General features: G+C 70.1%; 4 protein-coding genes. All 4 read left to right on the plus strand.

Going from position 1 to position 26,445, the window contains the following annotated elements; all coding sequences use genetic code 11:
* Genes OZ403_RS21055 through OZ403_RS21070 form a run of 4 tightly spaced genes read left to right on the plus strand, consistent with a single transcriptional unit; the run spans position 1 to position 26,364 of the window.
* Positions 1-6,459: a type I polyketide synthase gene (locus OZ403_RS21055; protein WP_268781559.1), complete on the plus strand. Its 6,459-nt coding sequence runs from the start codon at positions 1-3 to the stop codon at positions 6,457-6,459.
* Positions 6,456-15,602, plus strand: coding sequence for a non-ribosomal peptide synthetase (locus OZ403_RS21060; RefSeq protein ID WP_268781560.1), 9,147 nt, complete (start codon positions 6,456-6,458; stop codon positions 15,600-15,602). Before OZ403_RS21055 ends, OZ403_RS21060 begins: the two co-directional genes overlap by 4 nt.
* Positions 15,599-25,903 (plus strand): non-ribosomal peptide synthetase, encoded by a 10,305-nt coding sequence (locus tag OZ403_RS21065; protein WP_268781561.1) that lies wholly within the window; start codon positions 15,599-15,601, stop codon positions 25,901-25,903. The genes OZ403_RS21060 and OZ403_RS21065 overlap by 4 nt, the downstream gene beginning before the upstream one ends.
* Positions 25,900-26,364, plus strand: coding sequence for a DUF2269 family protein (locus tag OZ403_RS21070; RefSeq protein WP_140792410.1), 465 nt, complete (start codon positions 25,900-25,902; stop codon positions 26,362-26,364). Before OZ403_RS21065 ends, OZ403_RS21070 begins: the two co-directional genes overlap by 4 nt.
* Positions 26,365-26,445: the final 81 nt, after the last annotated feature.

The raw sequence follows: 26,445 nt of genomic DNA on the forward strand, positions 1-26,445 counted from the left end.
ATGAGCGCAGTGTCCAATATTGAGCACGACCCCATCGCAATCATTGGCATCGGCTGCCGCTTTCCAGGGGGCGCTAAGTCACCGCGCCACCTCTGGGAGCTGCTCACCCAGGGCCGCTGCGCCATCGTAGAAGTCCCGAAGGAGCGCTGGGACCACCGCCGGTACTACGACCCGGACCCAGACAAGCCAGGCAAGACGTATGTGCGGGCGGGAGGCTTCCTGCAGGAGGCCATCGACACGTTCGACGCGGCCTTCTTCTCCATTTCGCCCCGGGAGGCGGCGACGCTCGATCCGCAGCAGCGGCTGCTCGCGGAGGTGGCGTGGGAGAGCCTGGAGGACGCGGGCCTTCCGGCGGACAAGCTCGCGGGCAGCCCCACGGGGGTCTACGTCGGCGGGTTCATGCTGGACAGCATGCTCACGCACATGGGGCCGATGAACCGCGAGCTCATCGGACCGCACACGGCGGTGGGCTCGACGATGACGGTGCTCTCCAACCGCCTGTCGTACATGTTCGACTTCCAGGGGCCGAGCATCTCCCTGGACACGGCGTGTTCCTCGTCGATGGTCGCCGTCCACCTGGCGTGCCAGGACCTGCGGAACGGCACCACGTCACTGGCGCTGGCGGGTGGCGTCAACGTCATGTTCCGGCCCGAGATCTTCGTGGCCATGAGCAAGGGCAAGTTCCTGTCGGCGGACGGGTACTCCAAGAGCTTCGATACCCGCGCGGACGGCTACGGCCGTGGCGAGGGCGCCGGCATCGTGGTGCTCAAGCGGCTCTCCGACGCGGTCCGAGATCAGGACCGCGTCTACGCCGTCATTCGAGGAACGGGCGTCAACCAGGACGGACACAGCGAGTCCATGACGGCGCCGAGCTCTCGCGCGCAGGAAGCGCTGATTCGCCGCGTCTGCGCCAGCGCCGCGCTGGACCCCACTGAAATCCATGCCTTCGAAGCCCATGGCACGGGCACCGCCGTGGGTGACCCGGCGGAGCTGGGAGGCCTGGGCGCTGTCTCCAAGCGCGAGGACGGCCAGGGACCGTGGGTCGGCTCGCTCAAGGCCAACATCGGGCACCTGGAGGCAGCGGCCGGCGTGGCCGGGCTGATCAAGGCGAGCTTGTGCCTGCAGCACCGGCAGCTGCCCCCGCAGGCCAACCTGCGCAACCTCAACCCCGCCATCCCCTTCGACACGCTGGGCATCCGCATCCCGCGCGCGCTCGAAACGCTCGCGCCCCGCCAGGACGAGCCGCTGCGGATGGGCGTCAACTCCTTCGGCTACGGCGGCACCAACGCCCACTGCGTCATCGAGCAGGCGCCCTCCGCCGAGTCGCAGGCCCGCGCCGACGGCCCCCCGGCGCCGCTGCTGCTCCCCCTCTCCGCCCGCAGCCCCGAGGCCCTGCGCGCCCTGGCCCAGTCCTACGCGGAGATGCTCGCCGCTCCGGCGTCGGCCTCGCTGTCGGACATCTGCTTCTCCGCGGCCACGCGCCGCGCCCACCATGAGCACCGGCTGGCGCTGCTGGCGACGGAGGACGTGGCCGACCTGACGGCGCGGCTGACGTCCTTCGCGTCGGGCAACCCCGCCGAACTGGGCGCTTCCGGCCGAACGCTCCAGGCCGCGGATGCCCGGCCCGTCTTCGTGTTCACCGGCATGGGGCCCCAGTGGTGGGCCATGGGCCGGGAGCTCTACGCGCAGGATGCGCTCTTCCGCGCCACCCTGGACCGCTGCGACGCCCTCTTCCAGCGGCTGGCGGGTTGGTCGCTGCTGGAGCAGATGCTCGCGGACGAGAAGTCCTCCAACATGGCGCGGACGGACATCGCGCAGCCCGCGAACACGTTCCTCCAGATTGGCTTGCTGGAGATGTGGCGACGCGCGGGCATCACGCCCGCGGCGGTGATTGGCCACAGCGCGGGTGAGGTCGCGTCGGCCTATGCCGCCGGCCGCTTCACGCTGGAGCAGGCCATACTCGTCATCTACGAGCGCAGCCGCATCCAGGCCAAGGCCGCGGGACAGGGCAAGATGGCCGCCGTGGGCCTCTCCGAGGAAGGCGCGCGCGCCGCCATCCGGGGGCGTGAGGACCTGGTGTCCATCGCCGCCATCAACGGCCCCAACGCGGTGACGCTGTCGGGTGACGCGAAGGCCATCGAGGAGATCGCCGCGGAGCTGGAGGCGCGCGGCGTGTTCCAGCGCATCCTGAAGGTCGAGGTGCCGTACCACAGCCCCGCCATGGAGGGCCTGAAGCCGGAGCTGCGCCGCTGCCTGGCCGCGCTGAAGCCTTCCGCCGGGCACCTGCCCACCTACTCCACCGTCACGGGCGGGCGCATCGAAGGCATTGCCTACGACGCGGAATACTGGTGCGACAACATCCGCGAGCCCACGCTCTTCGCGAAGGCCGCGGGGCAGATGCTGAAGGACGGCTACCGGCTCTTCATCGAGCTGGGGCCCCACCCCGTGCTGCTGGCGTCCATCAAGGAATGCTGCGCGGAGGCCCGCGTCGAGGGCCGCGTCCTCACCTCCCTCCGGCGGCAGGAGCCCGAGCACAAGACGTTCATCAAGGCCGTGGCCGAGCTCTACGTCGCGGGCATTCCCATCGACTGGAGCGGCCTCTATCCGCAGGGCTCGCGTTACACCCCGCTCCCCACCTACCCCTGGCAGCGAGAGAGGCACTGGCACGAGTCGGAGGAGGCCCTTACGGACCGCCGGGGCTCGACCGAGCATTCGCTGCTCGGCCCCCGCGTCTCCGCGCCGTTGCCCACCTGGGAGCGCGGGCTGAACGCGCGCTTCCTGCCGTGCCTCCAGGACCACCGCGTCCGGGGCTCGCTCGTCGTCCCTGGCGCTACCTACGTCGAGCTGGCGCTCGCCGTTCGCCGCGCCATGGGCCTCTCGGAACCGCATGCGCTGGAAGAGGTGCGGTTCGAGAACGCGCTCGTCGTCACCGGCCATGACGAGCCCGTCGTCCGGACCACGTACGACGAGGCGGCCCAGACGGTGACCATCTACAGCCGGCCGCGCGACAACCGCACGGCGTGGACCCGCCACGCCACCGCGCGCATCCGCCGGAGCGTCCATACGCAGCCGGAGATGCAGGCCCGGGTGAGCGAGCTCGGCATCCACGCAGAGGCGCCGCTCGACACCGAGGCGCTGTACCGGATGCTGGCGACCCGCGGGCTCGAGTACGGCCCCAGCCTGCGCGGCATCCGCACGCTGCGCCGCAACGAGAAGGAACTGCTGGCCGAGATTGTCCTTCCCGAAGCGGAAGTGGCCCGCATCACCGCCGATTCGCAGCTGCTGCTCGACCCCGTGTGGTTGGACCCCTGCCTCCAGGCCATGGTGTCCTGGCTTCCCGAGGACGACACGCGGCTCTACCTGCCCATGGGCTGCCGGAGCATCCAGCTCTCCACGCCACCCGAGCCCCACGCGCCGCTGTGGTGCCATGCCCGGATTCGCGCGCGCACGGCCCACACGCTCGAGTGCGACATCACGCTGCTGGACGGCGAAGGACGGGTGTCCGCGAGGCTGACGGGCGTCGAGTGCGCCGCGCTCGCGGACCGTGAGGAGTCCGTGCCCAGGCCGGCGTTCTACGACTGGACGTACACGCACGCCTTCGAGGCCACCGCCGAGGAGCTGCCCGCGAAGAGCCAGGGCACCTGGCTCGTCTTCGCCGACCAGGGCGGAATCGGCGCCGAGCTCACGCGTGAACTCCAGCGGACCGGCATCCAGGACCTGGTCCTGGTGACGCGGGGCGAGACGTTCGTCCGCGAGTCGAACCACCGCTTCCAGATTCGCTTCGGAAACGCGGAGGACGTCCATTCCCTCGTGGAGGCCGTGGGCCGCGTCCGCATCCAGCACGTTGCCTACCTCGCCGGCCTGGACGCGCGTCCGGGAGCCGAGTCGAACGACGTGCAGGCGCTGCTCGACGTGGTGCTGGCCCTGGCGCCGGGCGATGGCGCGTCGCTGCGCATCGTCACCCGCGACGCACAGCGCGCGGCCCCGGGCGACGCTCTGGGCGCGCTGTCCGCCACGCCGCTGATTGGCTTCGCGCGCGTCGTTCCCGCGGAGTTCCCGCACCTGCGGACCCGCTCCATCGACCTGCCGAAGAGCGCTGCGGCGTCGCAGCCGGAGCTGATCGAACGGCTTGCCCGCGAGCTGCTGGCGGACACGCAGGAGGAGGAGGTCGCGCTTCGCGATACCCGCCGCTTCGTCCGCCGCCTCAGCGCGAAGCCCCTGCCGGAGTGGGAGGCCCAGACGAAGGGCACGCCCGCGCTGGCTGGTGTGGAGCAGGTGTTCGAGATCGCCCTCGACGGCGCCGAGCGCCGGCCGCGTCGCGCCACGCGCAAGCAGCCCGAGCGCGGAGAGGTCGAAATCAAGGTCACCCACGTGACGCTGACCCGCGCCGCGGCCGTGCAAGGCAGGCGTGCGTCCGACACGCACTGGCCGCTGGAGGTGGGCGGTGTGGTCGTCGCGGTGGGCGAGGCCACCCCGGGCTTCACGTCCGGCCAGGTGGTGCAGGCGCTGGTCGCGCAAGAAGCGCCCGTGGTCGGCACGCACGTGGTGCTGCGCCTGGACCGGGACTTCATCAGCGCGGGCACGTCCCAGGGACGGCTGCTGCCCTTCCTCGGCGCCGAGTACGCGCTCCATGTGCATGGCCACATCCAGCCCTCCGAACGGCTCCTCGTCATCGGGGACGCCGGTGGCGTGGGGACCGCCGTGGTCGAGCTCGGCCGCGCCGCGGGAGCCCGGACGGCCATCATCCTGGACGGCGACACGCGGCAGGCGCCAGAGGGCGTTCGCGTCTTCGACCGGCGCTCGCCTTCCCTCCCGGAAGACATCCTGGCGTGGACGAACGGCGCGGGCGTGGACCTGCTGGTGAACGCGTCCTGCGACGCGGAGCCCACCATCACCAGTGTGCTCGGGTCCTTCGGCCGCTTCGTCGATGCGGGCCCGCTCGCTCCGGCGGAGGGGCTGTTCGCCACCGCCTGGCCCCGTGGCGCGGCCTGCGCACGCGTGGACGTCGCGGCCATGCTGCGCCAGCGTCCCCAGGAGGTCGCCGCACGGCTCCAGTCCGTCCTCGGCCGGTTCCAGACCCTGCCGGCGCTGCCGTCCGAGTCCTGGTCCGTCACCCGCGCGGAAGAGGCACCGGCCTGGCTGGCGGAGCATTCGCGGGACCAGGGCCTGGCCCGGCTCACGCTGACGTTCGCCGACGGTGAGCCGCTCGCGCTCGCTCCGGCGGCGGACGAGCCACTCTTCGATGCGAACGCCACGTACCTCGTCACCGGTGGCTTCGGCGGGTTCGGCCTCGCGCTCGCCCGCTGGATGGTCGCGGAGGGTGCGCGGAACCTCGTGCTCACCGGCCGAAAGGGCGCCTCCACGCCGGAAGCCAGGCAGCTGGTCCAGGAACTGGAAGCTGCCGGCGCTCGCGTCACTGCGGCCGCCGCGGACGTCAGCAGCATGGACGACATGCGGGCGCTGTTCGCGCGCATCGACGCCACGCACCCGCCGATCAAGGGCGTGCTGCACACGGCGGCCGTGCTGGACGACGCGCCGATGCCCGACCTGAACCTCGAGCGCATCCAGCGCGTCATGGCTCCCAAGGCGGGCGGCGCGTGGACTCTTCACGAGCTGACGCAGGACCGGCAGCTGGACCTCTTCGTCCTCTTCTCGTCCGTCGCCGCGCTGATTGGAAATCCGCGGCAGGGCAACTACGTCGCGGCGAACAGCTTCCTCGACGCGCTCGCGGAGCACCGGGCCGCGCGAGGGCTGGCGGCCATCAGCATCCACTGGGGCGTCCTGGGTGAGTTCGGCATGGCCCAGGACGAAGCGGTGCGGACCTACCTCGAATCGCTCGGCCTCAACCCGATGGCGCCCGCCACCGTGTTGACCGCGCTCAAGCGGGTGCTGCGCCTGCGCACGCCGCAGCTGGGCCTCTTCGATGTGCAGTGGTCCAAGCTGGGCCGCGCCGCCCCGCACCTGGGCAAGTCCGCCAGGACGGCACACCTGCTGGGCAGTGCCCAGGGGGGCGCCCAGAGCGAGGCGGAGCAGCTCCGCGGACACCTGTCGGGTCTGGCCCCCGAGGCCCGGCAGCCGGAGCTGGAGAAGTTCCTCGTCGAGCGGCTCGCCACCATCCTCCAGATTCCCATGGAGCGGGTGGAGCCGCAGAAGCCCCTGTCCCTGCTGGGCGTGGACTCGCTGCTGTCGATGCAGGTCCAGCGGACCATCCGCGAGGCGCTCGGCGTCGAGATTCCCGCGCTGGAGCTGCTGCGCGCCGGGAGTCTGGTGGAGGTCGCCACCAACCTGTCGTCGAAGTTCGACGGGCCCGCGGCCGCCGCCGCTGCGCCCGCGCCGGAACCGGTGACGGAGGAAGCCGAAATCGAGCAGCAGGTGAACAGCATGTCGGAGAGCGAGCTGGACACAATCCTCCAGGCCATGCTCGCCGCGCAGACGGCGCAGGAGAGGGAGACGGCATGAGCACCCCGGCTGACAACATGAAGGGCCTCTCGCTCGAGGCGAAGCGCAAGCTGCTCGCCGAGCTCATGGCGAAGTCCGGGAAGGCGGCCCCCCGCCTCTCCCCGCTCGCGTCCGGCCAGAAGGCGCTATGGCTCCTGCACCAGCAGGACCCGGAGAGCGCGGCCTACAACACGCCCTTCGCGCTGCGCATCCGCTCGCAAATGGATGTGGCGTCGCTCAAGCGCGCGTTCGGAATGCTGGCCGAGCGCCACGCGTCCCTGCGCACCACGTTCTCGTCCACCGCGGAAGGGCAGCTCGTCCAGACGTGCCACCCGACCCTCGAGCCGAGCTTCACCCACGTGGACGCGCAGGGCTGGAGCGCCGAGCAGCTCCAGGCCGAGGTGGCCCGCGCCTACCGTCAGCCGTTCTCCCTGGAGCGGGGCCCGCTGCTCCGGGGAAACCTCTTCTCCCTGGAGGCCGAGGACCACGTCCTCCTGATGACCGTCCACCACATCGTCTACGACGGGTGGTCCGCGGGCATCCTCCAGCAGGAGTTCAATCAGCTCTATCAGGCCATCGCGCGCGGCGAGCAGCCGTCCCTGCCGCCCGTCACGGGCAGCTACGCCGCCTTCGTCGCGCAGCAGGCGGAGACGATGTCGGGTACCTCGGGGCGGGCCCACTGGGACTACTGGCAGAAGAAGCTCGTTGGTGAGCTTCCCATCCTGGCGCTGCCCGCCGACCGCAGCCGGTCGGCGGTCGCCGCGAACCGGAGTGGCGCGAGCCCGTTCCGCCTCTCCGCTGAGCTGACGACTCGCATCAAGGCGCTCGCGCAGAGCGCCGAGTCCACGCCCTTCGTCGTGCTCGTGTCCGCCTATGCCGCCCTGCTGGGGCGTCTGGCGCGGCAGGAGGACATCCTGATTGGCTCGCCCACGGCGGGCCGGCCCGGCTCCGCCTTCCATGACGTGGTGGGCTACTTCGCCAACGCGGTGGCGCTGCGCGCGGACCTCTCCGGCGCGCCCTCCACCCGGACCCTTCTGGGCCGGATGCGCACCGTCGTCCACGAGGCGCTCGCGCACCAGGACTTCCCGTTCGCATCGCTCGTGGAGCGCCTGGACATCGAGCGCCGTCCCGGCGTGTCTCCCCTCTTCCAGGCGTCCATCTCGCTTCACGCCTCGCGCGAGGGCGGCGGCGCCATGGCGCTGTGGGCCTCGCCCGACGAGGACGCCCGCGTCTATTGGGGCAACCTGCAGCTCGAGCCCTTCCCCATCAGCGACCAGGAGTCGCAGTTCGACCTCACGCTGGAGATGTGGGAGACGCGAGGCGCCTTCTCCGGCGTGCTGCGCTTCAACCGCGCCCTCTTCAACGACGACACCGTCGCCCTGTGGCGCGGCTACTTCGAGAAGCTCGTCGAGGAGATGGTCCGCGCGCCGGATGAGCCGGTGGCCCGGCTGTCCCTGGCGGTCAAGGCCCCGTCCCCCGTACACGAGGCGCGCGTTGGAAGCGCCCCGGCCGTCACCACCGCCCAGACCCTCACCGGCTGGTTCGAGGCCCAGGCCGAGCGCAGCCCGAATGCCACCGCGCTGACGTTTGGCGAGACGCACCTCAGCTACGCCGAGCTCAACGCCCGGGCGAATGTCCTGGCGCATGCGCTGCGCGACCACGGCGTGGGCCCCGAGTCCCTGGTGGGCATCTGCGTCGACCGCGGCGTGGAGCTGGTCGTCTCCATCCTCGGCGTGCTCAAGGCCGGCGGCGCCTATGTGCCGCTGGACCCCGCCAGCCCGAAGGACCGGCTCGCGTTGATTCTGGAGGACGCGGAGGTCGCCGCGCTGGTGACCGAGTCCAGCCGCACCGGCGAGCTTCCCACCCAGCGTGTGCCCACCGTCTTCGTGGACGCGCTCGACTGGCAGGGCGGCCGGCGTGCGCCGAATCCCGAGCCGGCCATCACGCCGGACAGCGCCGCCTACGTCATCTACACGTCCGGTTCGACGGGGCGCCCCAAGGGCGTCATCGTCACCCACGCCAACGCCACCCGCCTGTTCACCACGTCGGAGCCGCTCTACGGCTTCGGGCCGGATGACGTCTGGACGCTGTTCCACTCCGCGGCGTTCGACTTCTCCGTCTGGGAGCTCTGGGGGCCGCTGCTGTACGGCGGGCGCCTGGTCGTCGTGCCCCACTGGATGACGCGCGCGCCCGAGGCCTTCGGTGAGCTGATTGCGCGTGAAGGCGTGACGGTCCTCAACCAGACGCCGTCCGCGTTCCGTGCGCTGACGCGCGCGCCGTCCATCGCGGATGGCAAGGGCGGCCGCAGCCTCAAGTGGATCATCTTCGGCGGAGAGGCGCTGGACGCGGCGACCGTGCGCCCCTGGTTCGAGCGGTATGGGGACGCCGGCACGCAGCTCATCAACATGTACGGCATCACCGAGACTACGGTGCATGTCACGTACTACCGGGTGACAGAGGCCGACCTCACCTCCGCCGCGAGCCCCATCGGGCGCCCGCTCCCGGACCTCGAGCTGCACCTGCTCGACGAGCACGGCCAGCCCGTGCCGGCCGGCGTTCCGGGGGAGATGTACGTCGGCGGCGCGGGTGTTGCGCGCGGCTACCTGAAGCGCCCCGAGCTCACCGCACAGCGCTTCATCGAGGACCCGTCTTCGCCGGGCAAGCGGCTCTACCGCTCGGGCGACCTCGCCATCCGCCTCCCGGATGGCGGCTTCACGTACCTGGGGCGCATCGACGACCAGGTGAAGATTCGCGGATTCCGCATCGAGCTGGGTGAAATCCAGTCGGTGCTCGCCACGCACCCGGCGGTCGCGGATGCCTACGTCACCACGCATGAGCGGAGCGCGGACGACCGGCGCATCGCCGCCTACGTTGTGCCCAGGGACAACGCCGCGGAGACGCTCCTGTCCTCGGATGCGGACGGCGGCGTCGGTGACACACACGTGGGCGAGTGGAAGGCGCTCTACGATGACCTCTATGCACGCTCCGCCAGCGAGCCGCAGCTGGACCCCAGCTTCAACATCGCGGGCTGGGACAGCAGCTACACCGGCGCACCGCTCAGCGCGGAGGCGATGAAGGAGTGGGTCGACCACACGGTCCACCAGATTCTCGTGCGGGAGCCCCGCCGCGTGCTCGAGATCGGCTGCGGCACCGGTCTGCTCCTCACGCGGATCGCGCCGTCCACGGAGGCCTACTGGGCCACGGACGTCTCGGGTGTCGTCGTCAACATGCTCCGGGGCGTCACGGCGAAGTCGGCCGGGCTCGAGCATGCGAAGCTCTTCCACTGCGCGGCGGACCAGTTGGACGGCATCGACTTCGGCGACATGCGCTTCGACGCGGTGATGCTGAACTCGGTGGTCCAGTACTTCCCGAGCGCGGAGTACCTCGCCCAGGCCCTGGAGAAGGCTTCACAGCGGCTGGACACGGGCGGCGTCATCTTCGTGGGTGACGTGCGGAACTTCCGCCTGCTGGAGGCCTTCCACGCGTCCATCGTCCTGGCGCAGGCGTCCGGCACGCTCGAGCCGCAGGTGCTCAAGGCCCGCGTGGCGCAGCGCATGGCGGCGGAAGAGGAGCTGGTGCTCGCCCCGGACTTCTTCTGGGCCCTCAAGCAGCGCATCCCCCGCCTCACCCACGTGGAGATTCGCCCGAAGCGGGGCGCGTGCCTGAACGAGCTGACGCGTTTCCGCTACGACGTGCTCATCCACCTGGACACCCCGCCCAGCCCCGCCTCCGACGTGGCCTGGGGCCCGGGCAACGTGAGCCTGCCTGAGCTCCGCGCCCGGCTGCCCCAGGACGGCACCCGGCGTGTAGGCCTGCGCGGCATCCGGAACGCGCGAGTCGAGGCATCCTTGGACGCCCTGGCGAGCGTGACGGATGGAGCGTCCTCGCGGCCCGGCTCCTTCGAGAAGCTCCGTCGGCGTGTGCTGGACCGCGATGCCACGACGCCCGCGAGCGATCCGGAGCCTGGCATCGACCCCGAGTCTCTCCACCAGCTCGCAGAGGCCCTGTCCCTCAACGTCGCCTTGGACTGGTCGCGCGGCGGCGTGGATGGTTCCTTCGATGCGGTCTTCAGCCCGGCCGCGAAGTCGGCGCAGGGGCCCGTGGCCCTCTTCGGCAGTGCACCGGAAATCGTCGCGGGGGCGCGCCGCGCCAATGACCCGCTCCGGAGCCGGGTGGACCGCCGCCTGGAGAGCGAGCTGCGCAAGCGGTCGCAGGCGAGCCTTCCCGAGTACATGGTGCCCGCGAGCATCATGGTCGTCGACCGGATTCCCCTGACCGAGAACGGCAAGGTCGACCGGCGCGCCCTGCCCGTTCCATCCGTCTCACAGGGCCTGGAGACGGCCTACGTCGAGCCGCGCAACGGCGAGGAGGAGATCCTGGCCAGCATCTTCGCCGAGCTGCTCGGCGCGGAGCGCGTGGGCGTGCACGACAGCTTCTTCGACCTGGGCGGCCACTCGTTGCTGGCCACGCAGGTCGTGTCCAGGATTCGCGCCGTGCTGGGCGTGGAGATTCCGCTGCGCACGTTCTTCGCGAGCCCCACCGTCGCGGGGCTCGTGGCGGCCGTCCAACAGCAGCGCCAGCGCCCCGGAGCGGCCGCGGTCGACTTCACCGGGCCCATGGAGCGCCCGGAGCGCATTCCGCTGTCCTCCTCCCAGGAGCGGCTGTGGATCGTGGACCGCATCGAGGAGACGCGGGCCCCCATCTACGTCATCCCGCTGGTGCTCCGGCTCCGAGGCCCCCTCCACCACGAGGCCCTGCGGCAGAGCCTGGACGCCATCGTCCAGCGACACGAAGTGCTCCGCACGTGCTTCCCGGCGGAAGGCGCGCAGCCCTTCCAGGTCATCTCCACGAACGTCTCGGCCGAGCTTCCGCCCAGTGAGGAGCTGGTCCATCCGGCCGGCGCTTCGGAGGCGGAGCTGCTCAAGCTCATCCAGGTCCAGGCGGGCTTGGAGGTCTCCCGGCCGTTCGACCTCGAGCGGGGTCCGCTGCTGCGGATGCGCCTCTTCCGCATCTCGGAGTCGGACCATGTGCTGGTCCTGACCATGCATCACGTCGTCTCCGACGGCTGGTCCGTTGGCATCCTCGCGCGTGAGCTCGCGGCCGGTTACAACGCGCTGCGCTCGCAGCGTGAGCTGGCCTTGCCGCCGCTCCAGGTCCAGTACGCGGACTTCGCGCTGTGGCAGCGGCAGCTCCTGCGGGACGGTGCGCTCGCGGAGTCCATTGAAGCGCACAAGCAGCGCCTTGCCGGGGCGCCCACGTCCCTCAACCTCCCCAGCGACCGGCCCCGGCCGGAGACGCCGACGTACCGGGGCGGCGTGGTCCGCTTCGACGTGGACCGTTCCCTCACGGCGCGCCTGAAGGAGCTGAGCCGCCGGGAAGGCGCCACGCTGTACATGACGCTGCTGGCGGCCTTCACCGCCTACCTGTCACGGCTGAGCGGCCAGAAGGACCTCATCATCGGCTCGCCGGTGGCGAACCGGAATCGCGCGGCGGCGGAGCCGCTGATTGGCTTCTTCGTCAACACGCTCGCGCTCCGGATGGACCTGTCCGGCGACCCCAGCTTCCTGGAGCTGCTGTCGCGCGTCCGGCGCACGGCCCTGGACGCCTACGCGGACCAGGACGTGCCTTTCGAGAAGCTGGTGGAAGTGGTCGCGCCCGAGCGGAGCCTCAGCCGCCAGCCCCTGGTCCAGGTGATGTTCGCGCTTCAGAATGCGCCGTTCTCACCGCCCGCGCTGGACGGGCTCGACGTGCAGCTGCTCGACCTGGACAGCGTCACCGCCAAGTTCGACCTGACGCTGTCGATGCAGGAATCCACGGATGGCCTCTCCGGCCTGCTCGAGTTCAGCGCGGACCTGTTCGACCGCGAGCGCATCGAGCGAATGGCCGATCACCTCGTCGTCATGCTCCGTGAAGCGGTGCAGGCGCCAGAGCGCCGGGTGCCCGAGTTCGCACTACTGGGTGCGAGCGAAGCCAGCCTGGTGGCGAAGTGGGAGCAAGGCCCCAGCGCGCCATCCGTGCCGGACTCGGTGGTGGAGCTGTTCCAGGCGCAGGTCGCGCGCGCACCGGAGGCCATTGCCCTGGAGCATCGCGACGTCCGCCTGAGCTACGGCGAACTCGACCGGCGCGCGACGCGCCTTGCCCGGCACCTCGTTTCGCTGGGCTTCGGACGGGAGAAGCGGGCCGCCATCTGCCTGCCGAAATCGGTGGACTTCATCACCTGCATCCTGGGCGTGTGGAAGGCCGGCGGCGCGTATGTCCCGCTCGACCCGGAGTACCCCCAGGCGCGCCTGGGCCACATGCTGGACGACTCGGGCGCGGAGGTGCTGCTCACGGAGCGCTCCCTGGGCGAGCGGCCGGGCTTCCGGGGCCAGACGTTGTGGATGGATGAGCCCCTGCCGGAGCACGCCGAGCCGTCCACCCTCCCGTTCCCCGACGCGGGCTCCGCCGCCTACGTCATCTACACCTCGGGTTCCACCGGGAAGCCGAAGGGCGCCGTGCTGGAGCACCGGGGCGTGGCGAACATCGCCGTGGCCTCGGTCCCGCTCTTCGGGCTCGGACCGGACAGCCGTATCCTCCAGGCGGCGTCGCTGTCCTTCGACGTGTCCGTCTGGGACATCGTGATGGCGTTCGCCAGCGGCGCCCGACTGGTGCTGCCCACCGATGAGACCGCGCGCGTGGGCGAGGCCCTGGCCACGGTGCTCACGGAGAAGCACATCACCCAGGTGGTGCTGTCACCCTCCGCGCTCGCGACGCTGCCGGAAGGGGCCTATCCCGACCTCCGCGTGCTCATCACGGCCGGAGAAGCGCTCCCCGCGGAGCTGGTGAAGAAGTGGGTGACGGATACCCGTCGCTTCGTCAACGCGTATGGTCCGACCGAGACGACCGTCATCGCGACAGTCGCCGAGCTCAAGAAGGGCGACACGGGCGTTCCGTCCATCGGCCGGCCTCTGCCGGGGCTCGTGGCGCGCATCCTCGATGCCGACCAGCGGCAGGTCCCCATCGGGGTTCCCGGCGAACTGTACGTGGGCGGTGTGGCGCTCGCGCGGGGGTACCACGGACTCGACGAGCTCACCCGGACACGCTTCATCCCGGACCCCTACTCCGACGCTCCGAACGCCCGGCTCTACCGGACCGGCGATCTCACGCGCTGGAGTGCCGACGGCAGCATCGACTTCCTGGGCCGCATCGACGACCAGGTGAAGCTGCGCGGCTACCGCATCGAACTCGGTGAGGTGGAAGCCATCGTCGACAGTCACCCCGCGGTCCAGCGGTCGGTCATCGTGGTCCACCAGGGGCAGCTCGCGGCCTATGCCGTGGGCCGTCCAGGCACGTCGCTGACGATTCAGTCCCTGCGCGACCATGCCATGGGCCTGCTTCCGAACTACATGGTGCCGGCGCACTTCGTCGTGCTGGAGACCTTCCCGCTGACGCCCAGCGGCAAGGTGGACCGCAAGAAGCTGCCGGACCCCGTGCAGGCCCAGGCGCCCGCCGCCTTCGCCGACGCGCGGACGCGGGAGGAGCAAATCCTGTCCAGCATCTGGGCCACCGTCTTGAAGAAGGAGTCCGTGGGCATCCACGACAACTTCTTCGCGCTCGGCGGTGACTCCATCCTCGGGCTGCAGATCATCTCCCGCGCCACCCAGCAGGGCCTCCGGCTGCGTCCGCGCCAGCTGTTCGAGCACCAGACCATCGCCGACCTGGCGCGCGTGGCCTCCAGCACCCAGGTCATCAACGCCGAGCAGGGGCTCGTGACGGGCAGCGCGCCCCTCACCCCCATCCAGCATTGGTTCTTCGACCAGAACCGCGCCGGGCCGCAGCACTTCAACATGGCGGTGATGCTCGACGTGGAGCCAGGCATTGACCTGGCCGCGCTTCGCGGCGCGCTCGAGGCGGTGGAGCGCCACCACGACGCGCTCCGCTTCCGCTACCGCAAGGGCGGTGACGGCTGGACCCAGTTCCACGCGGAAGAGGAGGCGCTGACTGGCATTCCCCTGGACACGCTGGACGTGGACGGGAGTGAGCACGTGGAAGAGGCGCTCGCCGACCTCCACGAGTCCATGGACCTGGAGCAGGGCCCGCTCATGCGCGCCGCCCTGCTGCGGCTGGGTGGGGACTCCGCGCGGTTCGCGCTGGTGGCCCACCACCTGGTGGTGGACGCCGTGTCGTGGGGAATCATCATTGAGGACCTGCTGACGGCGTACAGCCAGTTGTCGAATGGCCAGGAGGTCGGCCTCCCGCCGAAGACGACGTCCTTCCAGCACTGGGCGACGCGGCTCGAAGCGTATGCGGCGACACCCAACGCCCGGGCCGAGCTCGACGCCTGGCTCGCAACGGCGCAGCGGGACGACTCCCAGGACCTGCCACTGAACGACCCCCACGCCCCGGACACGGTCAGCGACGCGGGCACGCTCGTGACGTGGCTGGAGGCGGAGGAGACCCAGCTGCTGCTGAACGAGGTCCCGACGGCGTACGACGTCAAGGTCAACGAGGCCCTGATTGCCGCGCTCGCCCGGACGCTCACGGGCTGGTCCGGCAACAGCACCGTCCGAATCGATTTGGAAGGCCACGGACGCGAGTTCCTGTTCGAGGATGTGGACCTGAGCCGCACGGTGGGATGGTTCACCGCGCTCTTCCCGCTCCGCCTGCACGTGGGGGCCCGGGAAGGCGTGCGTGAGACGCTGGCTCGCGCGAAGGACGCGTTGCGTCGGACGCCTCGTGGCGGAATCGGCTACGGCGTGCTCCGTGCGCTGTCGCCGGATGCGTCGATTCGTTCGAGGCTCGGCGCGATTCCGAACGCGGGCATCGTCTTCAACTACCTGGGACAAATGGGCGCAGTGCCAACGCAGGGCGTGGTGCGAGGCGGCGCCAAGGAGGGACTGGGCCTGCTGCACGCGCCTGGCGCCACCCGGCCCCACCGCATCGAGCTCAACGCCGTGGTCGAAGCGGGCCAGCGACTCCGCCTCGACTGGACCTTTGGCGCCAAGGTCTTCCACAAGGAGACCATCGAGCGGCTGAACGCGGAGTTCCACGCCAACGTGCGAGCGATGATTCGCGAGCGCGCGGAGCCCGCCGCTGCGGTCCGGGTGGCGTCTGACTTCCCGGCAGCGCGTCTCAGTGCCAAGGATTTGAAGCGCGTGCTCACGCTGACGAAGAAGCCGCGATGAGCCAGGTGGATGGTGAGGGGCAGGACAGCGCCATGACGTCAGAAGAGTCGATCGAGGACATCTACGAGCTCGCCCCCATGCAGCACGGCATGCTCTTCCACGCGCTGATGGAGCCCGGCGCGGGCATGTACGTAGAGCAACTGAGCTGCGAGGTCCGGGGGGACCTGCCCATCGAGCGTTGGAAGGAGGCCTGGCAGCACGTCCTCGCCCGGCACCCCATCCTGCGCTCGGGCTTCCTCTGGGAAGGTCTGGAGAAGCCGCTCCAGGTCGTCGCGGTGGAGGCCGAAGTCCCCTGGCGCATCGAGGACATCCGGCACGTGCCGGCGGATGCGCAGCAGCGGTGGATTGAGGACTTCCTGCGCGAGGACCGGCTCCAGGGCTTCGATCTGGGCACCCCGCCCCTGATTCGCTGCGCCCTGCTCCGGCTCGACGACGCGCGCCACCTGTTCGTATGGACGTACCACCACCTGCTGCTGGACGGGTGGTGCTTCTCCATCGTCCTCCGTGAGGTGCTCGGTGCCTTCGAGGAGGGCGTTGCAGCGCTGCCGCCAGCCGCACGCCCCTACCGCGACTACATCGCCTGGCTCCAGGAGCAGGACCCCGCCCGCGCGGAGTCCTTCTGGCGCGAGCGGCTCCAGGGCTTCAAGCAACCCACGCCACTGCCCTTCACCGAGCGGCAGGACGCCAGCGGACCGGCGGGCGATACGCAGCCGGAGGTCAGCAAGCGGCTGTCGCCGGAGCTGACCGCGCGGCTCACGGGCTTCGCGAAGTCACACCGCTTGACGCTCAACACGCTGGTCCAGGGCGCGTGGGCGCTCGTGCTGGCGAGGGCGACAGGCACGGACGACGTCATCTTCGGAGTGACGGTCTCCGGCCGCCCCGCCGACCTTGCCGGTTCCGAGTCCATCGTCGGACTCTTCATCAACACCTTGCCCCTGCGAGCGCGGCTGGATGGCACGGCGCCAGTCGCCACCTTCCTGTCGGGGCTTCAGGCCCAACAAGGCGCGGTCGAGCCGTATAGCTACGCCTCGCTGGCGGACATCCAGCACTGGTCGGATGCGCCAAAGGACCGGCCGCTCTTCGAGAGCATCCTGGTGTTCGAGAACTATCCGCTCGACGCCTCGACGCTCCTGCCTCGCAGTGGCCTCACCATCAGCTCGGTCAACACACACGACCGCATCAGCTACCCACTGGCGCTGGTTGCCATCCCGGGTGAATCGCTGGAACTGCGCGTCATGTACGCGGCGGACGCGTTCTCCCGTCCGATGGCCGAGCGCATCGCGCGGTTGCTGGAAGCCGCGCTCGAGTCGCTGCCGGGCGCGAAGACGGTCGGCGAGATCGACCTGATGGAAGAGGCCGCCCGGCGCGTGCTGGCGGAGTGGGGCCAGAATCCCCGTGCGTTCGACGTCACCAGCCCTGTGACGACGCTGTTGGCTCGGGCCGCGCGCGACGCGACCGCCGTGGTGGGCCCCGACGGACAGTCCATCAGCTACCGCGAACTCGACAGCCGCGCCGAGCGCGTGGCGCGGCACCTCCGTCAGCTGGGCGCCGGACGGGAGCGCATCGTCGGCGTGTGCATTGGCAGGTCCGTGGAGATGGTGGTGGCCCTCCTGGGCGTGCTCAAGGCGGGAGCGGCCTACCTGCCCCTGGACCCCAACTATCCCGCCGAGCGGCTCGCCTACATCGTGGGCGATGCGGCCCCGGTCGCCATCCTCAACACGGGGGCGGACCCCATCGCGGACACGCGCGTTCCCCGGCTCGACGTCTCCCGAGTCCTGAACGAGTCGAACACGCCCGACGTGCCCGCGAAGGAGCCGGTGCGGCTGGATGACCTTGCCTACGTCATCTACACCTCGGGTTCGACCGGTGCGCCCAAGGGCGTGCTGGTCGCGCACCGCAACTTGATGAACCTGGTCTCCTGGCACACGGAGGCCTTCGGACTCACGGCGAAGGACCAGACGACCCAGCTCGCCAGCACCGCGTTCGACGCCGCCGTCTGGGAAATCTGGCCGACGCTCGCCGCGGGCGCCACGCTGCACCTCGTCCCACCTGAGCTTTCGAGCGCGCCCGCCGACCTGGCGAACTGGCTGGTGGCGCAGCAGATCTCCATCAGCTTCCTCCCGACGGTGGTCGCCGAAGCCGTGCTGGCCTTGCCGTGGCCTTCGCCGTGCGCGCTGCGCTTCGTGCTCACGGGTGGTGACCGACTCCACGCCACACCGCCCGCGGGACTCCCCTTCCAGCTCGTCAACAACTACGGCCCGACCGAGACGACGGTGGTGGCGACGTCCGGAACCGTCGCTCCGGATGGCAGACAAGGGCTGCCCTCCATCGGCCGGCCGGTCGCCAATGCCCGCATCTACATCCTCGACCGCCAGCGGCGTCCCGTCCTTCCGGGTGTCGTCGGAGAGCTATACATCGGCGGCGCGGGCGTCACCCGGGGATACCTGAACCGGCCGGACCTGAACGCGGAGCGTTTCGTTCCCGACCCGTTCGCGGGTGTGCCCGAAGCGCGCATGTACGCGAGCGGCGACTTCGCCCGGTTCCTCGCGGATGGGAGCATCGCGTTCCACGGCCGCGCGGACCGTCAGGTCCAGATCCGCGGCGTGCGGGTGGAGCCTGGCGAAATCGAGGCCGCGCTGGCGGCCCACCCTGACGTCACCGCTGCTGCCGTGGTGAGCGAGGCGCAGCGGCAGAACGGTGACGTCCGCCTGATTGCGTTCGCGGCCAGCGACCGTTTGCCTCAGCCCGACGCGGCCGAGCTCATGCACTTTCTGGCGACGAAGCTCCCCGCGGCCATGATTCCCAGCCGGGTCATCGTCATCGACCGGCTTCCGCTCACGCCCAACGGGAAGGTCGACACCACGGCGCTCGAAGCGCGTGCCCAGGAGGCCCAGCCACAGGTGGCATCGGCCGCACCCCGCACGCCCCATGAGGAGATTCTCGCCGGCATCTGGAGCGCGGTGCTCGGCCAGGAGCACGTGGGCATCCACGATGACTTCTTCGACCTCGGGGGACATTCGCTGAAGGCGACCCAGGTCATCGCGCGCACCCGCGAAGCCTTCGGCGTCGACATTCCCGTCCGAGCCATCTTCGAGCGCCGGACCATCGCGCAGCTCGCAGAGACGCTCTCTGGACAGGGCACGGCGGTCGAGCCCATCCCGCACGTGGAGCTGACGGGAGACACGCCCGTTGCTCCGGGCCAGGAGAGCCTGTGGTTCATCGACGCGCTCGGGGGGGACAGCGCGGCGTACAACGTCCCGTTGGTGCTCCGGCTCCAGGGGACGCTCGACAGCAGCGCGCTCGCGAGGACGCTCCAGCTCCTGGTTGAACGCCACGAGGCGCTCCGGAGTACCTTCCATGACCGTGGAGGCACGCCCGTCCTGCGCGTCCAGGCGCCTGCCGCCTCCGTGCTCGTGAGCGAGGACATCTCCCCTGCCCTCCTCGACGCACGCATCGCCGAGGAAGTCGCCGCGCCCTTCTCGCTGACGAAGGGCCCGCTCTTCCGGGCGCGTCACTTCCGGCTCGCACCCGACAGCCACGTCCTGGTCCTCAACCAGCACCACATCATCGCCGACGCATGGTCCGTCGGGGTCCTGCTGCGCGAGTTCTGCATCGTGTACGCCTCGCTGGTGAGCGGCACGGAGCCGGCCCTGCCCGCGTTGCCCGTTCGCTACGCGGACTGGGCCGCATGGCAGCGGCAGCGGCTGGAATCAGGACGCCTGGACGAGAGCGTTGCCTTCTGGCGTGAGGCCTTGAAGGGCGCCCCGCCCGTCCTTCCGCTTCCCACCGACCGTCCGCGACCGGAACGGCAGCGGTTCCATGGGAAGACCCATGGCTTCGTGCTCGAAGCGCCGCTGGGCCAGCGGCTCGAAGCGCTCTCCCGGAGCTCGGGCGCCTCGCTGTTCATGACCCTCCTTGGCGCCTTCGCCGCATACCTCGGGCGCATCAGTGGCCAGGAGGACGTGGTGATTGGTTCGCCTGTCGCCAACCGCGACCGGCACGAAACGGAGGGGGTGGTCGGATACTTCCTCAACACGCTCGCGCTCCGCGTCGACCTGTCTGGAGACCCGACGTTCTCCGAGCTGCTGCTGCGCGTCCGCAAGATGGCGCTCGATGCCTACGCGCATCAGGACGTTCCCTTCGAGAAGCTGGTGGCCGCACTCGAGCTGCCGCGTGGACTGGCGCACAACCCGTTGTTCCAGGTGATGTTCGTCCTCCAGGGCCAGAGCGGTGGCGAGCTCCAGCTCCCCGATGTTCGCGCCGAGATTCAAGCGCCGGAGAGCTCGACGTCGAAGTTCGACCTCACCTTCTTCGTGGAGCCGCGCGAGGGCGCGCTTTCCTGCAGCATCGAGTACGACACGGACCTCTTCGACGCGGACCGGATTGACCGGATGGCCGCGCACCTCGGCCGGCTGCTCCAGGCCATCGCCGAGGAGCCCGAGCTCCACACCTCAGAGCTCCCGCTCTTGTCCAACGAGGAGCGGCGTCTGTACGCCGACCTCAACCGCACCGAGCGCAGGTACACCGGCCGTACCCTCCCCGAGCTGTTCGAGCGTCAGGCCCAGAAGACGCCTGACGTGGTCGCGCTGGAGCATCAGGGCGAGACGCGGACCTACCGGCAGCTCCACGAGGCCGCAGAAGCCCTGGCCGACCGGATGGGCGCATTGGGCGTGGGCCCAGGGGTCCGGGTTTCCATCTGTCTGGACCGCTCCGTCAATGCGCAGGTCGCCCTCCTCGCGGTCCTCAAGGCCGGTGGCGCCTATGTGCCGCTCGATCCGACGTACCCGCCTGAGCGCCTTCGCTACATGCTGGAGGACGCCAAGCCGCGCGTCCTGCTCACGGAGAAGAAGTACAGCGGTCTGCTCCCGTCCCAGGACCTGACGCAGATCCTGCTGGATGACACGCAGGCGCCTGCCACGAAGACGCCGCGGCCCCGGGTGGAGCCGCATCATCTGGCCTACGTCCTCTACACGTCGGGCTCGACGGGCAAGCCCAAGGGCGTGGCCATGCCGCACCGGGCACTGGTCAACCTCATCGAGTGGCAGACCGAACACGCCCGCCCCCTGCGCACGCTTCAGTTCGCGCCGCTCAACTTCGATGTGTCGTTCCAGGAGACCTTCTCCACCTGGTGCTCGGGTGGCACGTTGGTCCTCATCGATGAAGGCACGCGACGCGACCCGGACGCGCTTGCTGCGTACCTCGATTCGGCGCGCGTGCAGCGCCTCTTCCTGCCAGCCGTGGCGCTCCACCATCTGGCGCAGGCCGCGCTGCGCACCGCGCACCGCGTGCCGGGACTCGCGGAGGTCATCACCGCGGGAGACCAGCTCCGCATTACCGACCCCATCCGCCGCTGGTTCCAGGAAGGTGGCAAGCGCCTTCACAACCACTACGGTCCCACCGAGTCGCATGTGGTGACGGCGCATGAGCTGGAGGGCGACCCGCGGCAGTGGCCCGGACTGCCGCCCATCGGGCGGCCCATCGCCAACGCCGCGGTCCACCTGCTCGACGCGAACCAGCGTCCCGTTCCAGTGGGCGTGCCCGGAGAGCTCTATCTGGCGGGCACGTGCCTCGCGGATGGATACCTGTCGCGACCGGACCTCACCGCCGAACGCTTCGTCGACCTGCCCCTGTCTCCCCCCGTGCGGGCGTACCGGACTGGCGACCTCGGCCGGTTGACGCCGAAGGGGAGCATCGAGTTCCTCGGCCGCGCGGACGACCAGGTGAAGATTCGCGGCTTCCGCGTGGAGCCCGGCGAGATTGAGCGCGCCCTGTGTGCCCACCCCGGCGTCCGCGATGCGGCGGTCATTGTCGACGGGGATGCCACGCGCGAGAAGCGGCTCGTCGCCTACGTCGTCCCGGAGACGGCGCCGCTGGCCGAGCTGCCGGACTTCCTCGCCAGGGACCTGCCCGAGTACATGGTCCCCGCACTGTTCGTGCCGCTGCCCGAGCTGCCCCGCACGCCCAGTGGCAAGGTCGCGCGTCGTGCGCTCCCTGCGCCCGTCGCTCCGGAGCAGGCCGATAGCACGTTTGAGCCGCCCCGCACGCCCACGGAAGCGACCGTTGCACGGGCCTTTGAACACGTCCTGGGCCGCGGCGCTGTCGGACGCGACCAGGACTTCTTCGAGTTGGGTGGACACTCGCTGCTCGCGATGCAGGTCGTCGCGCGGATTCGCGGCGACGTGGACGCGGAGTTCCGCGTCTCCGACCTCTTCGAGCAACCGACAATCGCCGCGCTGAGCCGGCTGCTGGACGCTCGTCACGGAAGCCAGACGCTGACGCGGTCTCGGATTGAACCGGCCCCGGAGGGCGCTGACATTCCGCTGTCGTTCTCACAGGAGCGGCTCTGGTTCCTGAACCAACTGTTCCCGGAGAACTCGGCCTACAACCTGCCGATGGCGCTCCGGCTAACGGGCACGCTGGATGCCGAGGCCTTCCGGGAGAGCCTGGCAGATATCGTCCAGCGCCACCCTGTCCTCGGCATGCGCTTCGTCGAACGGGATGGGGGCGTGTGGCAGGAACCCCGGACACAGCGCACGGTGCCCTTCGAGCAGGTGACGCTGGGACCGACATCGCCCGAGGCGCTCCGTGGCCTCATCGATGAAGAGGCGGCACGGCCCTTCGACCTGGCGAACGGCCCGCTGTTCCGCGCGAAGCTCTTCCGGCTCGGAGACACGGAGCACGTTGTCGTCGCGACGCTGCACCACACCGTCGGTGACGGCTGGTCCATCAGCGTGCTCGCACGCGAGCTGTCCCAGCTCTACGCGGGACGCGTCTCTGGCCAACCGGTGTCACTATCCGCGCTCGCGGTCGACTACCGGGACTACGCGTACCAGCAGCGGCGGCACCTCCAGGGAGAGGTGCTCGATCAGCGCCTCGACCACTGGCGACAGGTGCTGCGTGGCGCGCCTTCGGCCCTGGACCTGCCGATGGACCGCCCTCGCCCCGCCAAGGTAAGCATGCGTGGCGCGACCGAGCGCATCTCGTTGGGCCACGAGCTGAGCGGCGCCATTGAAGCCCTGAGCCTGCGCACCGGCGGAACGAGCTTCATGGTGCTCCTGGGTGGTTTCGCCGCGTATCTCGCGCGCATCACCGGGCAGGAAGACATCGTCATCGGAACGCCCGTGGCCAATCGCGACCACGCGGATCTGGAGCCGTTGATTGGCTTCTTCGTCGGGACGCTGCCGCTGCGCGTCGACCTCTCCGGAGACCCGACCTTCGAGGAGGTGGTGACCCGCGCCCGGGGCACCGCGCTGGACGCCTTCGCGTACCAGGATGTCCCGCTCGAAAAAATCGTCGAGGCGGTCAACGTCGAGCGGAGCCTGAGCCACACGCCCCTGTTCCAGGTAATGCTGGCGCTCCAGAACACGCCCACCAGTCAGTTGAGCCTGCCAGGGCTGACCTTGGAGCCCATGGCGCTCGAGCTGGGCACGTCGAAGTTCGACCTCTCCCTCTCGTTCGAGCCCAGGCCCGAGGGCCTGACCGGCGTCATCGAATACAGCACGGACCTCTTCGATGCCTGGCGTATCCAAGCCATGGTGCGGCAACTGACCGGGTTCCTCACGCGGCTCGTCGCCACGCCGCGCGCGCGGATTTCGGAAGTCGACCTGCTGAGTGACGGGGAGCGCGCGGCGCTCAGCCCTCGGGCTCCCGAGCCGATGCCCCGACTCCCAGCCGTTCATGAGGTCATCGCGGAGCAAGCGCGGAAGACGCCCGAGGCCATCGCCGTCGAAGCGGAGGACGGCACACTGACCTACGCGGCCCTCGAGGCGCGGGCCAACGCCGTCGCCCAGGCGCTCGTGCGCCGTGGCGTCACGCCGGGAGCGCTCGTCGCACTGGCGGTGGAGCGCTCCGCCGGGATGATGGCGGGACTGCTGGGCATCCTCAAAGCCGGGGCGGCCTATGTCCCGATCGACCCTGCCTACCCGCGCGAGCGACGGGCCTTCATGCTCGAGGACAGCGGTGCCCGACTGGTCATCACCCAGGCGCACCTCGCGGACTCATTCGCGAGCGCCGAGGTGCTCGTGCTCTCTGAAGAGACCCAGGACACGTTCGACGCACGAAGCGGGGACCTCGCCTACTGCCTGTTCACCTCCGGCTCGACGGGTCAGCCCAAGGGCGTGCTGATTGAGCACCTCAGCCTCGCCAACCACATGCAGTGGATGGCGGAAGCGCTGCCGCTCAGCTCAACGGACCGGCTGCTGCAACGCACCTCGCTCAGCTTCGACGCGTCCGTGTGGGAGTTGTTCGCGCCGCTGATGGCGGGAGCCCGGCTGGTGCTGGCACCGAAGGGCCTCACCGCGGACACGGAGCACCTGGTCCGCGTGCTTCAGGAGCGCGGAATCACCGTGCTTCAACTGGTGCCTTCATTGCTGACGGCGCTGGTGGAGGAGCCTGGGCTCGCGGGCGTCTCGACGCTCCGGCGCGTGTGCGTGGGCGGTGAGCCCCTGCCTTCGGCGACTGTCCGCAAGGTCTTCAGCCGCTCGAAGGCCGAGGTCTGGAACTTCTACGGGCCGACCGAGGCAACCATCGAGGCGGTCGTCCATCGCTGCGAGCCGGATTCGGTCGGCGTCCATGGCCCCACGGAGCCCATTGGCCGGCCCATCCTCCGGATGGAGGCGCTGGTCCTCGATACGAAGCTGCGGCCCGTGCCCACCGGCGTCCCCGGAGAGCTCTACCTGGCGGGCCCCGGCCTCGCCCGGGGCTACCTGAAGCGCCCCGAGCTGACCGCCTCGCGCTTCATCGAGCACACCTTCCCGGGAGGCCCCACGCTCCGCATGTACCGGACGGGTGACGTGGTCCGCCGCACACCGGATGGGACGCTCCTCTTCGTGGGTCGAGCGGACCGCCAGGTCAAGCTGCGCGGCCACCGCATCGAGCTGGGCGAGGTCGAGGCCGCCATTGCCCGCCATCCGTCCGTGCGCGACACCGCGGCGCTAGTGCGAGGCACCGGTGGCGACGCGCGGCTGGTGGCCTTCGTGACGTCCCAGGATGGCGCGCCGCGCCTGGAAGCCGCCGAGCTGCGCGGCTTCGTGGAGCGGCAGCTCACGGCCTCCATGGTGCCTGGACAGTTCGTCTTCCTGGAGGAACTGCCCCACGCGCCCAACGGCAAGGTGGACCATCGCGCGCTGGCCGCAATGCCCATTGACGAGGCGCGCGTCACCCGTCCGGAAGGACTGCCGCGCGACGCCATGGAGCTGGAGACGGTGCGGCTCTTCGAGGAAGTGCTGGGGATGCGCGCGGTGGGCATCCACGACAGCTTCTTCGACCTCGGCGGCCACTCCATGCTCGCGCTCAAGCTGAAGCTGGCGGTGGAGAAGCGGCTGAACCGTCCCTTCCCCCTGGTGTCCCTGTTCCAGAATCCGACACCGGCCCAGCTCGCCAAGGTCCTCCGCACGGGCGACGCGAAGGCGTCACCGCTGGTCCCGCTGACGCCCGCCGCCCATGCGATGATGTCGCCACCGTCTGAGCCGTCAGCGGCCCCGCCCACGCCGGCGCTCTACCTGGTCCCCGGGGGCGGCTCGACACCTTTCTACCTGCTCTCCCTCGCACGGCATCTGGAAGGCGCCGCCGTGTTCGGGCTCCAACCCCAGGGCCTGGACGGAGAGGCGCCGCCCCACGAAACGGTGGAGTCCATCGCCACGTGGTACGCGGACGCCATCATCGCCGTGCAGCCCCAGGGCCCCTACTGCATCGGTGGCCATTCGCTGGGCGGGCACATCGCCTATGAGCTCGCGCAAGAGCTCCAGGCCCGTGGCAAGGACGTCCGCGTGGTCGCGATGCTCGACACCGTGGCGCCCTTCCCGGAGGCAACGCAGCCCCTGAGCGACAACTGGGACACCGCGCAGTGGATGGCCCACCTGGGCGGCGTCATGGAAGGCTTCTTCAACGTGAAGCTCGACCTCGTCCTGCCGGAGCTCCAGGCGATGGATGAGGCCCAGCGCCTGCAATTCTTCGTGACGCGACTCCAGGCAGTGGCCGTCCTTCCCGAAGGCGCGCAGCCCAGCCACGTGCAGGGCATCCTCAACGTCGCACGCGCCCACGACGGGCTGAACTACCGGCCACGCCGCACGCTGCCGGTGCCCCTGGTGGTCTTCCGCGCCGAGGACCGAAGCGATCCGCACCGGGCGGAGCTCGATGGCCTCCTGGAGGACGATACGCTGGGCTGGAGCCGCTTCACGGGGACCGACTGCGCGGCCCACCCCGTCCCGGGGACCCACCTGACACTCATCCGCGACCCGCACGCGGCCGTCCTCGCCCATCACCTGCTGCCGCACCTGCCCCGTCCGACACCCGCCCCATGAATGTCCACAACGTCCTGAAGCTCCTGCACCTCATCGCCGTGGTGGTGTTCCTGGGCGACATCGTCGTGACGGCCGTCTGGCGGCTGCTCGCGGACAGGACGCGCGAGCCCCGGGTGATTGCCTATGCCCTGCGGCTGGTGCAGTTCACCGACAAGTACCTGCTGGTGCCCAGCGTCTTCGCGCTCGCCGCCACGGGCATGCTGCGCGCGCACCTCCAGGGCATCCCCCTGTGGACGAACCCGGCGCTCGCCGCGGGACAGGTGTGCTTCATGCTGTGCGGCGTGGTGTGGAGCCAGACGCTGCGCCCCATCCAGGCGCGGCAGTTGGCCATGGCCGAGGCGCTGGGTGACGCCGGGGCCTCGTTCGACGACTACCTGCTGCTCACGAAGAAGTGGTTCCGCTGGGGCATCCTGGCCATGGCGCTCGCCTTCGGCTCCATGGCGCTGATGGTCCTTCACTGAAACGCGAAAGGGAGCCCGCCCCATTGGCGCGAGCTCCCTTCCCGGACTTCACGGCGGGCTATCGCCGCCGTCTGGACTCAG

The organism is Myxococcus sp. NMCA1 (genome assembly GCF_026810205.1).
Classification (GTDB): domain Bacteria; phylum Myxococcota; class Myxococcia; order Myxococcales; family Myxococcaceae; genus Myxococcus; species Myxococcus xanthus_A.

What these genes read in the sequence shown, in the direction of transcription:
- OZ403_RS21055 (WP_268781559.1), top strand. Translation starts at nt 1, where the DNA reads ATGAGCGCAGTGTCCAATATTGAGCACGACCCCATCGCAATCATTGGC.
- OZ403_RS21060 (WP_268781560.1), top strand. Translation starts at nt 6,456, where the DNA reads ATGAGCACCCCGGCTGACAACATGAAGGGCCTCTCGCTCGAGGCGAAG.
- OZ403_RS21065 (WP_268781561.1), top strand. Translation starts at nt 15,599, where the DNA reads ATGAGCCAGGTGGATGGTGAGGGGCAGGACAGCGCCATGACGTCAGAA.
- OZ403_RS21070 (WP_140792410.1), top strand. Translation starts at nt 25,900, where the DNA reads ATGAATGTCCACAACGTCCTGAAGCTCCTGCACCTCATCGCCGTGGTG.